We start from the raw sequence: 13278 nt of genomic DNA on the forward strand, positions 1-13278 counted from the left end.
ATATACATCATCTACCTAAGAGGTGAAAAACATGAAAAATTATTTATGCTTAGAAAATGGTTCTGTATTCGAAGGGAATCTGTTAACTAAATCGACTCAGAAAACAATTACTGGAGAGATTGTCTTTTTTACCGGAATGACCGGATATCAGGAAGTATTGACTGATCCGTCCTATAAAGATCAAATCGTCATCTTTACGTATCCCTTAATTGGGAATTACGGAATCAATCCATTCGATTTCGAAAGTAAGAAGCCTCATGTGGCTGGCGTTATTGTGTATGAAGGCACTAGGAATCATTCACATTATCAAGCCGAATATTCACTTGCTGAGTATTTGGATAAATGGAATATTCCTCTATTGAGTCATGTGGATACAAGGGCTGTCGTCAAGAATATCCGTCAAGAAGGTTCCATGCAAGCGGCGATCTCCATGAATGAAAACTATACCTTCGAATCCAAGCTCGATGGTATAGCCGCACATGTCGCTGTAGTTTCCACGAAACAATATGAGGAATATGGAGAAGGCGGCAAGCATATTGTATTGATGGACTTTGGCTATAAAAAATCCATTTTAACTTCATTGATCGAGCAGGGGTGCCATGTTACAGTCGTTCCCTTCGATACGAAATTCGAACAGATCGTGAAATTGAAACCGGATGGCATTTTGCTTTCAAATGGGCCTGGGGATCCAAAACAGCTTGAATATCTGTTGGATAATATAAAGAAAATCATTTCGAATTTTCCTACCATGGGCATTTGCCTAGGTCATCAATTGACCGCACTTGCTTTTGGGGGCAATACGAAAAAGATGCTGTTTGGGCACCGAGGTGCGAACCAGCCCGTGGTCGATTTGAAAACGAAAAGGGTTTATATGAGTTCACAAAACCATAGTTATGAAGTGGATGAACCAAGTTTAGAAGGAACATCGCTTCAAGTCCGGTTCCGTAATGTAAATGATCATACCGTTGAGGGCCTTATGCATAAAGACCTTCCAATTTTCACAACTCAATACCATCCTGAAGCAAATCCAGGACCGGTTGAAAGTTCACTGTTGTTCCACGACTTTTTACAAATGATAAATGATTATAGCGGGAGAGAAAAAGCATATGCCTAAAGACAACACGATACAGACCATATTAGTAATTGGTTCAGGGCCAATCGTCATCGGGCAGGCCGCTGAATTTGACTATGCAGGAACACAAGCCTGCCTCGCCTTAAAAGAGGAAGGCTATAAAGTCATTCTTGTCAATAACAATCCGGCAACCATAATGACGGACGAAATGAACGCGGACGCCGTCTATTTCGAACCGTTGACGGTGGATGTACTGGAAAAAATCATTGCCAAAGAAAAACCAGATGGCTTGCTTGCCACTTTAGGCGGTCAAACGGGATTGAATCTTGCCTATCAGTTAGATGATGCTGGGATTCTTGAAAAATATAATGTCAAATTACTAGGAACACCGATTGACTCCATCAAAAAGGGAGAAGATCGTGAGCTGTTCCGTCAACTAATGTTTGAAATAGATGAGCCAGTGCCGGACAGTAAGATTGTCCATACTTTGGAAGAGGCGGTAGCTTTTGCTGAGGAAATTGGCTTTCCCATCATCATCAGACCAGCCTACACACTAGGCGGAACCGGTGGTGGAATCGCAGAATCCATGGAGGTTTTCAAAGAACTTGTTCGGGGTGGTCTTCAGGAAAGCCCGATTACTCAATGCTTGATTGAACGAAGCATCGCGGGCTTTAAGGAAGTCGAATACGAGGTCATGCGTGATGGAAACAATACATGCATCACCATCTGTAATATGGAAAATATTGATCCAGTCGGTATTCACACAGGTGATTCGATCGTGGTTGCACCATCACAGACATTGTCTGATGATGAGTTTCAAATGCTACGTTCTGCCTCTATTAAAATCATTTCCGCTTTAGGGATTATCGGGGGCTGCAATATTCAATTTGCACTTGATCCTAACAGTAAACAATATTATTTGATTGAAGTGAATCCGCGTGTCAGTCGTTCTTCTGCATTGGCTTCCAAAGCGACCGGGTATCCAATTGCCCGTATCGCTGCAAAACTGGCTGTGGGCTATCATTTATCGGAAATCATCAACCCAGTAACGAAGAGCACGTATTCAAGCTTTGAACCGGCGTTGGATTATGTAGCAGTTAAGTTCCCGCGTTGGCCATTCGATAAATTCAAGACGGCACACCGTAAATTGGGCACACAGATGAAAGCGACAGGAGAAGTAATGGCCCTGCATCGCAATTTCGAAGGCGGAGTACAAAAGGCTATTGATTCATTGGAATTAAAGACAAACGGGCTTCAGCTCCTGTCATTAAAGGATAAGTCAGTACCCAAGCTATGGGAAAAGCTTGCCGAGAAATCGGATGAAAGAATCTTTGTCATTTTTGAAATGCTTCGTAAAGGTGTGACGATGGAGGAAATCCATGAAGCAACCGCTATAGATTACTATTTCCTTCACTCTTTCGCTTTGCTAATCGAGAAAGAAAAGGATATCTCTTCCAAGACTGCTGAATTGGTCAACAAGGAAGAGATGCAGCTTTACAAGGAGAAGGGCTTTTCAGATCGCTACCTTGCCTCCGTATGGAATATAAGTGAATTCGACGTGAGGGCACTTCGTAAAACACTGGGCATATCAGCCGTTTACAAGACGGTGGATACATGTGCAGCCGAATTCGACTCACATACGAACTATCATTATTCGACTTATTTTGGAGAAAATGAACAGCAAAAAACAGATAAGAAAAAAGTCCTGATGATTGGCAGCGGGCCAATCCGAATCGGTCAAGGCATCGAATTCGATTATTGTTCCGTTCATGGCGTTTATGCCCTTCAAGGTGAAAATGTGGAAACGGTCATGATCAATAATAACCCCGAAACGGTCAGTACGGATTTTGCGACAGCAGACCGTTTGTATTTCGAGCCTTTAACTTTGGAATATGTCTTGAACGTCATTGAAGCGGAAAATATTGAGGATGTCATTGTCCAGTTTGGCGGTCAGACGGCTATCAATCTGGCTAAAGGATTGGAAGACTACGGAATCAATTTGCTTGGTACTTCATTTGACATGCTTGATCAGTTAGAAGATCGCGATCGTTTTTATCAACTGTTACAAAAGCTGGACATTCCGCATGTCCCAGGAACAATGGCTGACAGTGTGGAACAGCTCGTTGAAAGTGCTGAAACAATCGGCTTCCCTGTGCTGTTGCGTCCGTCTTATGTCATCGGTGGACAAGGAATGGAAATAATCCGTTCAAAGGAAAGTTTGTTGAACCGAATCGAAAATGGTGCAGAACTTGTGTATCCCGTATTGATCGATTCTTATATTCCTGGTAAGGAAGCAGAAATCGATTTGATTGCGGATGGTAAGGAAGTTTATATCCCAATCGTAGCCGAACATGTTGAAAAAGCAGGGGTTCATTCAGGAGATAGCCTGGCTTTACTGCCTTCACAGTCCTTATCGGATGATATTAAGGGGAAAATGACCATTTATGCAGAAAAGCTTGTGAGAGAGCTTGGATATAAAGGACTCATGAATATCCAATTCGTCATTGATGGCAGTGATGTATATGTACTGGAAGTAAATCCGCGTGCTAGCCGTACGATTCCAATCATCAGTAAAGTCACGAACGTTCCATTAGTGCAAATGGCGACAAAAATATTGCTTGGGAAATATTCTTTAGCAAATTTGGTTGAAAAAACAGGATTAATGGAAGATATTCCGTATTCGGTCGTTAAATATCCAGTATTCTCAACCTTTGCTTTAAGTGGACTGGATTCAAAAGTCGGTCCGGAAATGAAGTCCACAGGGGAAGGCATCGCAATCGGGGAAACCATGATAGAAGCGTTAACGAAAGTATTTCACGCTCAAAAGGCTAAACATACGACAGGTGTGTATCAAGCCAAATCAGCGCAATTAAGCGAAGGACTACTTAAGCTAATCCATGATGCCGACTTGGAAATCACCCATTCGGACTTTGACGAATGGCTAAAGGCAGGCAATGCAGCCGTCGTCTTGGCTTATGGAGCAACGGATGAAGATAAGCAGTTACGGTTATTAGCAGCCAAATACAGACTATTGGCCTTTTCAGAAGAGGAAACATTTAAAGCGTATTTGCAATCACTGAAGCATGCGGATCCAAGCGTTACCTCATTGCAGGAATGGCTTCTAACTTATTCGAAAGGGGTGTCACACGTATGAATGCACTGATGGCACAGTCGCACTCGAAAATCTTGGGTGGAAAAGACTTCTTGACGATGAAGGAAACAACATCAAAGGAAATTGCAGCTTTATTGGAGTTGGCGCAAAATATAAAAGCCAAATTACAAGCGGGCGAGGAATATAAACCTTTAGCTGGTAAGACATTAGGGATGATTTTTGAAAAATCATCGACTCGTACCCGGGTCTCTTTTGAAGTGGGAATGCTACAGCTAGGTGGCCATGCATTATTTTTGAGCAGTAATGACTTGCAAATCGGACGTGGAGAACCCATTTCCGATACGGCAAAAGTCCTTTCCGAGTACATTGATGGTATCATGATTCGTACTTTCGGGCATGAAAAAATCATGGAATTGGCTGATCATGCAACCATTCCCGTTATTAATGGGTTGACTGACCTTGCACATCCTAGCCAAGTGATGGCGGACTTCCTGACCATCATAGAATTGAAAGGGAAATTGAAAGGATTAAAAATGAGTTACATTGGCGACGGGAATAATGTAGCCAACTCATTGATGGTCGGTTGCGCTAAAATGGGCATGAATTTCTCGATTGGATGTCCGGAGGGGTATAAGCCTGACGAAGAAATCGTTGCCTACGCGAAGGAAGTAGCAGCTGAAAACAATTGTGAAGTAACTGTTACGACCTCAGCGGTTGAAGCCATTAAGGACGCAGATATCGTATATTCGGATGTATGGACCTCCATGGGGCAAGAAATTGAGAATAGCATCCGTTTAGAAGCGTTTAAGGGCTATCAAATCAACGGTGAACTTGTTAAACATGCAAAGAATGATTATCTATTCATGCATTGCTTACCTGCTCATAGAGAAGAAGAGGTGACTGCAGAAGTCATCGATGGGCCGAATTCGGTCGTATTCCATCAAGCGGGGAACCGTCTACATGCCCAAAAGGCGGTTCTCGTAGATTTACTATCATAATAAATTTAAGCGTCTGCTCTATAGCAGGCGCTTTTTACTTTTGCCACCATCCTCTTTTCCCCTTTGAAATTTTCGGTCATGAAAGAAAAAAAGGTGGCAATAATAATAGGGAAAGCATGTAAAGGGGTGAAATACATGGGGCAAAATCGTCAATTTAAGCCAGGGCAAAAAGCACCTAATAATGGGGCATACGTAGAAATCGGTGAAACAGGAAGTATGGTAGTCAATCCGAAAATGGTCAAGCTCGAAGCAGGGGACACCTTTCCTGAGACTTCGAATCATAACCGGCTATGGACCTATCAAAGAAAGCCATAATGAAATGGAAAAGCAGGAAAAGGATGATCATTCCCTTTCCTGCTTTTTTTGTAGAAAAGAAAACCCTAGGCTAGGCCTACGGTTCTAAAAAGCTTTCAGCATGGTATTAAAAAAACTCTCCCATGGTGCTAAAATATTTTTGGTTCGCCAACCAAAATATCAGCATCACGGAGGAGTTTTATGTCAAAAGACACTAATAGTTTAGCACACACTACCTGGAATTGTAAGTATCATATCGTATTTGCACCGAAGTACAGAAGACAAGTGATTTACAAGAAAGATAAAAAAGGATATCGGTCGGCGCACGCTATGTGAAAGGAAAGGAGTGGAAATCATTGAAGCAACGGCATGTAAAGACCATGTACATATGCTCGTGAGCATCCCACCAAAAATAAGTGTAACTTCATTTGTGGGTTATTTAAAGGGAAAAGTAGTTTGAATATATTTGACTGTCATACGAATTTGAAATACAGGTATGGAAACCGAAAGTTTTGGTGTACGGGATTGTAGATACAGTTGGACGAAACAAAAAGGTATAGAAGAATACATACGGAACCAGATACAAGATGATATAGTCGCAGATCCGTTCACAGGTGAAGAGATACAGAAAAAGAAAAGGAAGTGAGTGGAAGGCCTTTTAAGGTCTGGCCAGTAAAAGTAGTACGATCAGGGGCCCTTTAGGGCCTGGTCAGTAATAAAGGCTTTCAGCCGCAGAGAAAACCACCCATTATCACGGGTGGACGTTATTATTGGAACATTATTCTTGAGTATATCCGAAAATATTCGAGATTTCTAAAAAACTCTTCCGCAAATATTTACTTAAAGGCTTTTCGGGATGATTTGGCCTTTCTTCTTGATTGAAGAGAGGTTTTTTGCTTTTAACTTTTAACTTTTAGAGTAAGCAGATTGTATAAACCCTCTGGTAGGATGGGTTGTAAAGGGTTAATAGCAGAAATTATCAATGTCCCATATAACTTTTCTTTACAAGGGAATAATAAGCAGTATAATTAAAATATAAAGGTCAAAGTTGGTCAAACATCATAAGCATTCTTTTGGAAACAATGAATGGGAGGTTTTAAGATGGATTTTAATACGATGACGGAAAGAACCCAGCAGGCATTTATAAGTGGGCAGGAGCTGGCCAAGGATAGGGAAAACCCGGAACTTACCGAGCTTCATCTATTAAAAGCCCTGATGACACAAGATGAAAGCCTACTCATTAGAATTTTGTCGGAAACGAATCAATCGCTCAGTCATTTCGATACGGAGCTGAATAAAGAAATAAATAAGTTGCCTCAAGTGAGCGGAAGCACCTCTCAAGTTTATATGTCGAATTCCCTTCAGAATGTGCTGTTGGCAGCTGAAAAGGAAATGAAGAGCTGGGAGGATGAGTATCTATCAGTTGAGCATATTTTGCTTGCTTTGTTAAAAGAAGATAAACCGAACATAAGAAAGCTATTTGCGGACTATGGGATTGACTATGGGAAAGCAAAGCAAATTATCCAAACGATAAGGGGGAATCAGAGAGTGACTAGTCAAAATCCGGAAAACACATATGAAGTTTTAAAAAAATATGGAAGAGATCTTGTTGCTGAAGTGAAGGCGGGGAATGTGGATCCTGTCATTGGCCGTGATACGGAGATCCGGAATGTCATCCGTATTTTGTCACGTAAGACAAAAAATAACCCCGTATTGATTGGGGAACCTGGTGTTGGTAAAACGGCCATTGTCGAAGGCCTGGCCCAACGAATTGTCCGAAAAGATGTACCGGAAGGGCTTAAAGATAAAACGGTGTTTTCGCTTGATATGAGTGCGTTGGTTGCCGGGGCTAAGTTTCGCGGTGAATTTGAGGAACGACTGAAAGCGGTTCTGAATGAAGTGAAAAAGAGCGATGGGAACATCCTATTATTCATCGATGAATTGCATACCATTGTCGGTGCTGGTAAAACGGAAGGGGCAATGGATGCCGGAAATATGCTGAAGCCAATGTTAGCGCGTGGTGAATTGCATTGCATTGGTGCAACCACACTTGACGAATATCGTAAGTATATTGAGAAGGATCCCGCTCTTGAACGGCGTTTCCAGCAAGTGCTCGTTCCAGAGCCAGACGTAGAAGATACCATTTCCATTTTGCGTGGTCTGAAGGAAAGGTTCGAGGTCCATCATGGGGTCAGAATACATGATCGATCCATTGTGGCAGCAGCTGTTCTATCAAATCGCTATATCACGGAACGCTTCTTACCGGATAAAGCAATAGACCTTGTGGATGAGGCTTGTGCAATGATCCGGATGGAAATCGACTCGATGCCAGCGGAACTTGATGCGATTACGCGGAAAGTCATGACGTTGGAGATAGAGGAAGCCGCCCTTAAAAACGAAGAGGATGCTCAAAGCAAAGCAAGATTGGAGGTACTCCAAAAAGAACTTTCGGAATTGCAGGATCAGGCTACCAGTATGAAAGCCAAATGGCAAATGGAGAAATCGTCCCTTCAAAAAGTCCAGGATCAGAGGGAAGAACTTGAAAAGTTAAAGCATGAGCTGGAACAGGCGGAAAATGACTATGACCTGAACCGTGCAGCTGAACTTCGACATGGGAAGATTCCACAGCTTCAAAAGGATTTGGAGGCCATGGAAGAAGAGGTGGAAAATGGGAAGCAGGAATCCCGTTTGCTCCGCCAAGAAGTGACCGAGGAAGAAATTGCCTCAATCGTTGCTAGATGGACGGGTATTCCGGTAAGTAAGTTAGTGGAAAGCGAAAGGGATAAATTGCTTCGTCTTTCGGATATTCTTCATGAACGGGTAATCGGTCAAGGGGAAGCGGTGGAACTTGTATCGGATGCTGTTTTACGGGCTAGAGCCGGGATCAAGGATCCAAACAGACCAATAGGTTCCTTTATTTTCCTTGGACCGACAGGGGTCGGTAAAACAGAATTGGTCAAAGCGTTGGCAGAGACGCTATTCGATAGTGATGAACATATGATACGGATTGATATGTCTGAGTACATGGAGAAACATTCCGTTTCCCGTTTGGTCGGGGCGCCTCCCGGATATGTAGGGTTTGAGGAAGGCGGTCAGTTGACGGAAGCGATTAGGCGAAATCCGTACTCGGTCGTGTTACTTGATGAAATCGAAAAGGCTCACCCGGAAGTCTTCAATATTTTATTGCAAATGCTCGACGATGGCAGGATCACGGACTCTCAAGGTAGAACGATCAACTGTAAAAACACGGTGATCATTATGACTTCCAATATCGGTTCACATTTCTTGCTTCAGTCCAATCGAGAAGATGGAGCCATTGAAGAAGGAATAAAAGAGCAGGTCTTCACGGAGTTAAGAGGACATTTCCGTCCTGAATTTCTAAATCGTGTGGATGATATCGTTCTGTTCAAGCCACTCACAAAACAAGAGATTGTCGGTATTGTTGAAAAGATGATTCAACAGTTGCAAGTAAGGTTGACTGAACAAGATATCACGCTTGGTGTGACGGATGCCGCTAAGGAATTTATTGCTGAACAAGGGTATGACCCAGTATACGGAGCAAGGCCATTGAAACGTTTTATCCAAAAGCATCTGGAAACGATGATTGCCCGTAAAATTATATCGGGGACGATTGGTGATCATGGAAGTATGACGATAGATTATGACCAAGAGGGATTGGTTTTGAGGTAAATGTAAGCAGTTAGTTTAGAAAATAGCTGAAAACGGTATATGAAAGAGGACATCCTAAAAGGATGTCCTCTTTTGCTTCTTAATGTTGATGTGAGTCTTTTGATGGCCCTTCAGGCATAACAGCAGGGATGATACAAACTAGAACAGCCGTAATAAGTCCTAAAATTGTTCCCTGTGTAGCATCGTATGAAACTCCGATCATGGAAGAAACAACATATACAAGCATATGCACTAATACGAATGTCCAAAGAATTGTCCAAGCATAACGCATCGAATTTCACCTCATTCCACTACAGTCTTTTTTATCTTACCATAATTAATATACAGTTAAAACGGCTTTTTCATAATAACTGATAAATAATTCATCGTTGCCCTTTCATGTCTTTTGAACGACGGGCGATATCAGTCACGAATCCAGCAGGCATGATTCCTGAAAATTAATGGAGAAAAGTAATTTAAGACTCGAAGATAGGCGTCCCCCCTTACCCTTTTGATATCTCGACATAAATTAACTAATAGTAATATTCCTAAAAGGAGTTAGTTTAGATGGAACAGAGAACTTTTCAAATCGAAGACCAATGGAATATCGTCTATTATCCAGAACAACCCAGTGGATTTTCCGTCATGGTAATTGGGGACCGAAGTTCTTTTGTAGATAAGGACAGTAGCTTTTGGCTTCAGCATCCGGGTAGGTTACGTATATTAGAATATTTGAAACAAACCGGTTACACCCTTTTTTCCTCGAATTTTTACGGGGCGAACTGGGGGAGCCCCAAAGCTCTTGATCTTTCGTTGAAGTTATATATCCTCTTTATGAAAAATGAAATAGTCAATCGGAAAATCCATGTTCTTGCAGAGGGGACAGGAGCCCTGCTGGCATTGAGACTAATGAAAGAGATGGGAAGCCAAATCCGTTCGGTTGTCCTCATTGACCCGATTTTATCTTTGAAGGTTCAAATGGAAAAAGAAAAGGATAATAAGTTCTTTTATAAAAAGTGGCTATCGGAAATAGCCGCAGCATATGAGGTAGATCCAGCTGATATGGAGAAAGAAATTTTGGATTCCAATGTGCAGGCATTCACGGAGCATATACCGGTGAAGGTGATTCTTGTTTTCGGCAGTTTTCGAAAAGAACAAGCCTCATTTTATCGGAGGATTCAGAGAACCAGGAAAGACCATTTGCAGTTAACCTATTTGCTAGCAGAAAAACGGTATAAAATCCCTTATCAAATCCAGAAGTTTTTTCATGAAAATGAAGAGTCTTTATGAGAATGGATATATTTTCGCGGTACTTTGCATACGATACAGCATCCGAAAAAACTTGCGGTGACGGATAAGCGAGCCATTGCATAAGGGGAGGCTGTATTTATGGGGACATATATTGTTGTTGGGGCTTATCAATTTGTAGGTTTTCATGTGACACAATATTTGTTGGGGCAGGGGGAAGAGGTAATCGGAATTGATTGGGAGGATACAAAGACCAATCAATATATTATAGAAGAAAAGGAGCTAGAAATAGGGCGTAACGCCAACTTTACTTATCTGCCAATTAATAAACTTCGGTTATTGGATGTTTCCGAGCCATTCACCATTCTATTATCTTTTTATGATAGTAGAAGAGGGAAAACGGCTTTAAAGGATCTTCATATAAATGATATTGTTTCTTTTCTTGAAAAATGCAAGAAAAACGGTCATGGTAATAGCCTGAAAATTGTGGTGCTCCTTCCAATCGATGCTGATACGGAAGGATTTCAGACTGTATTAAACGCTTGTGAAGGCTTCGATTCAGTCAAAACAGTATATTTACCGACGATATATGGTCCTTGGCAACCAGCAACCATGGGATTTGAAGCGGGTATCAGCCAACTAGAGCAATCAACTATCCAAGCTACACTCGCTTCAGAATACAGGGAGGATGCGCTTTTTATAGCCGATTTCATCGAGGGTCTTGAACAGCTCCTTTCTTCCACTGATAGAAGCCTTCACCTCAAAAGCAGCATTGACGACCACTGGAATACATGTGCCAAGCTCATTTTTAAACAAGAGGTGATCGACTCACTTCCCCCACAATCTCCAATCAAGGCAACGAAAGGAACCGTATATGAAGTGCCTAATAAAACGAGTCCAGAGGAAGGCATCTCCTTGCAAATCGAGCAGAATAAACGGTTAAACCTCCTTACAAAGTGGAGGATGCGCGATAAGAAGGACTAAACATTATCCAGGAGTGCCCAATGTGTGGAATTAATCAAGAAAGTCATAAAGTGAAGGGGGAACTCATACCTTTGTACCTGGGAATTGTTCTGTACTTTCAAGATGGCATATAGCATGAAGAATATTCATTCAGGCAAGTTTCGGCTTTACGAATGGACTTTGGGGAATTATGATAAGAATGAACCTGATTTTTGGTTTATGGGATACCCATTTGTAGAATCACGTTCCAAGTGTCATCAAAGGATACTAATGGTGCATTCAAAATGACCAAGTATGGTAAGGAGGCAAAAAAATGAGTTCAGATAAAACCCTTGAATTTATGGGGATTGCTATGAAGTACTTCCCGGAAGCAAAAGCAAAGTTAGAGGCAAGCGGGATTCCATTTTCAATGGACATGGCAGAGCCATTCATGGATTTATTTAAGAAAGTGATGCAAGAAGCTTATGACCTTGGCAAACAAGATGCCCAACGTTAAGTAAGAGAAGGCTGTCCGGATAATCGGGCAGCCTTCTGTTTATTCTTCTTTTTTCAGCATCTTTGAAATGATGGGGTTCACTTTCTGGATGGTAGGCTTAAATTGATCGTACAAACCCACTAATGTCTCTACGCTTGCCATCAATTGCATATAATCAATCTGGGTCTCTTCTTTCTCCGGTTCTTCTTCGGGCTCGTTGTTATGCGTGCCAAACATCATTTTGGAAAAGGGATCGTCCTGGTTCCTTCGATTGTTGCGATTAAAAATATCCATTGTGATTCCTCCCTTCTTTTACTATAATGTATGCACGCTTGCGTCCTTGGATTAGGCCCTTGTCCGACTTAAGATGCAGATTAATTAGACTTTCAAACTGATAGCTCTTGCAAGAAAGCGTATTTTTCTATAAAATTAGTACCAGGTAATAATAGATGATAATAATAACTCATTAAAATATAAGGGGTTGGCTGAAATGAATGCTGGTATATTAGGGCTTGGTCGTTACTTACCCGAGAAAATCGTCACAAATGCGGACTTAGAGAAAGTCATGGATACGTCGGACGAGTGGATTCGTACTCGGACAGGTATCGAACAAAGAAGAATAGCCAATGATGAAACAGAAACTTCCGATATGGCTTATGGCGCAGCAAAAGCTGCTTTAGATAATGCAGGCATTTCAGCTGAGGATATAGATTTAATCCTTGTCGCAACTGTTACACCCGATCGGCCTTTTCCTTCCATCGCTTGTATGATCCAGGAAATGTTGGGTGCGAAGAAAGCAGCTGCAATGGATGTTAGTGCAGCATGTGCTGGCTTCATGTATGCTATGATTACGGCGCAGCAATTTATTAAGACAGGTGCTTACAAGCATGTATTGATTGTTGGGGTTGAGAAACTATCCAAGATCACTAACTGGGATGATCGCAATACCGCTGTCCTTTTTGGGGATGGAGCTGGGGCTGCTGTCGTGGGACCTGTATCAGAAGGCAGGGGAATTCTTTCTTTTGAATTAGGTGCAGATGGATCTGGTGCTAAGCATCTATTCCAAGATGGGGAATTCATCACGATGAATGGACGAGAAGTATTTAAATTTGCTGTCCGTCAAATGGGAGAATCCAGCCTGAATGTATTGGATAAAGCAGGATTGACCAAAGAGGATGTGGATTTACTAATCCCACATCAAGCCAATATTCGAATTATGGAGGCTTCAAGAGAACGTTTGGGCCTACCCGTTGAAAAAATGACAAAGACCGTTCATAAATATGGGAATACTTCATCAGCTTCCATACCAATTGCTCTTGTGGAAGAAATGGAAGCAGGTAGAATCAAAGAAGATGACTTGCTCGTCATGGTTGGTTTTGGTGGAGGACTCACGTGGGGAGCTATTGCCCTTAGATGGGGAAAATGAAAATAAAAGAAATATTTGAGT

General features: G+C 41.9%; 11 protein-coding genes and 1 pseudogene. 10 read left to right on the forward strand and 2 right to left on the reverse strand.

Going from position 1 to position 13278, the window contains the following annotated elements:
• Positions 1-31: 31 nt before the first annotated feature.
• The 6 genes and pseudogenes from ACIQXQ_RS04710 to clpB all read left to right on the forward strand — a co-directional run bounded on the left by ACIQXQ_RS04710 (position 32) and on the right by clpB (position 9166).
• Positions 32-1114, forward strand: a complete 1083-nt coding sequence (locus ACIQXQ_RS04710) for a carbamoyl phosphate synthase small subunit (RefSeq protein WP_402955850.1) — start codon at positions 32-34, stop codon at positions 1112-1114.
• Positions 1107-4226 (forward strand): carbamoyl-phosphate synthase (glutamine-hydrolyzing) large subunit, encoded by a 3120-nt coding sequence (locus ACIQXQ_RS04715; RefSeq protein WP_402955853.1) that lies wholly within the window; start codon positions 1107-1109, stop codon positions 4224-4226. Before ACIQXQ_RS04710 ends, ACIQXQ_RS04715 begins: the two co-directional genes overlap by 8 nt.
• A complete protein-coding gene (gene argF / locus ACIQXQ_RS04720) occupies positions 4223-5182 on the forward strand; it encodes an ornithine carbamoyltransferase (protein WP_402867777.1) in 960 nt (319 codons plus the stop codon). Before ACIQXQ_RS04715 ends, argF begins: the two co-directional genes overlap by 4 nt.
• A gap of 135 nt (positions 5183-5317) precedes the next feature.
• The gene (locus ACIQXQ_RS04725) at positions 5318-5497 is read left to right on the forward strand and encodes a YjzC family protein (RefSeq protein ID WP_402867778.1); all 180 of its coding nucleotides are present in this window, start codon (positions 5318-5320) and stop codon (positions 5495-5497) included.
• Between the two features lie 180 nt (positions 5498-5677).
• Positions 5678-6122, forward strand: a pseudogene (tnpA, locus tag ACIQXQ_RS04730) (IS200/IS605 family transposase).
• Positions 6123-6577: 455 nt separating this feature from the next.
• Complete coding sequence (gene clpB, locus ACIQXQ_RS04735; protein WP_402955856.1) at positions 6578-9166, forward strand: ATP-dependent chaperone ClpB; 2589 nt, start codon at positions 6578-6580, stop codon at positions 9164-9166.
• Positions 9167-9245: 79 nt separating this feature from the next.
• Here clpB and ACIQXQ_RS04740 read toward each other — a convergent pair whose 3' ends face one another.
• Positions 9246-9437 carry a YjzD family protein gene (locus tag ACIQXQ_RS04740; RefSeq protein ID WP_402867780.1) on the reverse strand — a complete coding sequence of 64 codons (192 nt, stop codon included), beginning with the start codon at positions 9435-9437 and terminating at the stop codon, positions 9246-9248.
• Positions 9438-9712: 275 nt separating this feature from the next.
• Here ACIQXQ_RS04740 and ACIQXQ_RS04745 point away from each other — a divergent pair, with 275 nt between their 5' ends.
• The 3 genes from ACIQXQ_RS04745 to ACIQXQ_RS04755 all read left to right on the forward strand — a co-directional run bounded on the left by ACIQXQ_RS04745 (position 9713) and on the right by ACIQXQ_RS04755 (position 11852).
• Positions 9713-10435: a hydrolase gene (locus ACIQXQ_RS04745; protein ID WP_402867781.1), complete on the forward strand. Its 723-nt coding sequence runs from the start codon at positions 9713-9715 to the stop codon at positions 10433-10435.
• Between the two features lie 99 nt (positions 10436-10534).
• Entirely contained in the window at positions 10535-11377 is an 843-nt protein-coding gene (locus ACIQXQ_RS04750; protein WP_402955859.1) for a hypothetical protein, read from the forward strand.
• 292 nt (positions 11378-11669) lie between these two features.
• Positions 11670-11852 carry a ComZ family protein gene (locus ACIQXQ_RS04755; protein WP_402867783.1) on the forward strand — a complete coding sequence of 61 codons (183 nt, stop codon included), beginning with the start codon at positions 11670-11672 and terminating at the stop codon, positions 11850-11852.
• A gap of 39 nt (positions 11853-11891) precedes the next feature.
• On the opposite strand, the gene ACIQXQ_RS04760 is transcribed toward ACIQXQ_RS04755, so the two are convergent.
• Positions 11892-12125: a hypothetical protein gene (locus ACIQXQ_RS04760; protein WP_402955862.1), complete on the reverse strand. Its 234-nt coding sequence runs from the start codon at positions 12123-12125 to the stop codon at positions 11892-11894.
• A 196-nt stretch (positions 12126-12321) separates the two neighbouring features.
• Between ACIQXQ_RS04760 and ACIQXQ_RS04765 the strand changes: the two genes are divergently transcribed.
• Positions 12322-13257 carry a beta-ketoacyl-ACP synthase III gene (locus tag ACIQXQ_RS04765; protein ID WP_402867785.1) on the forward strand — a complete coding sequence of 312 codons (936 nt, stop codon included), beginning with the start codon at positions 12322-12324 and terminating at the stop codon, positions 13255-13257.
• Positions 13258-13278 lie beyond the last annotated feature (21 nt).

It is taken from the genome of Peribacillus sp. NPDC097198 (assembly GCF_044762055.1).
In the GTDB taxonomy this organism is placed as follows: domain Bacteria; phylum Bacillota; class Bacilli; order Bacillales; family DSM-1321; genus Peribacillus.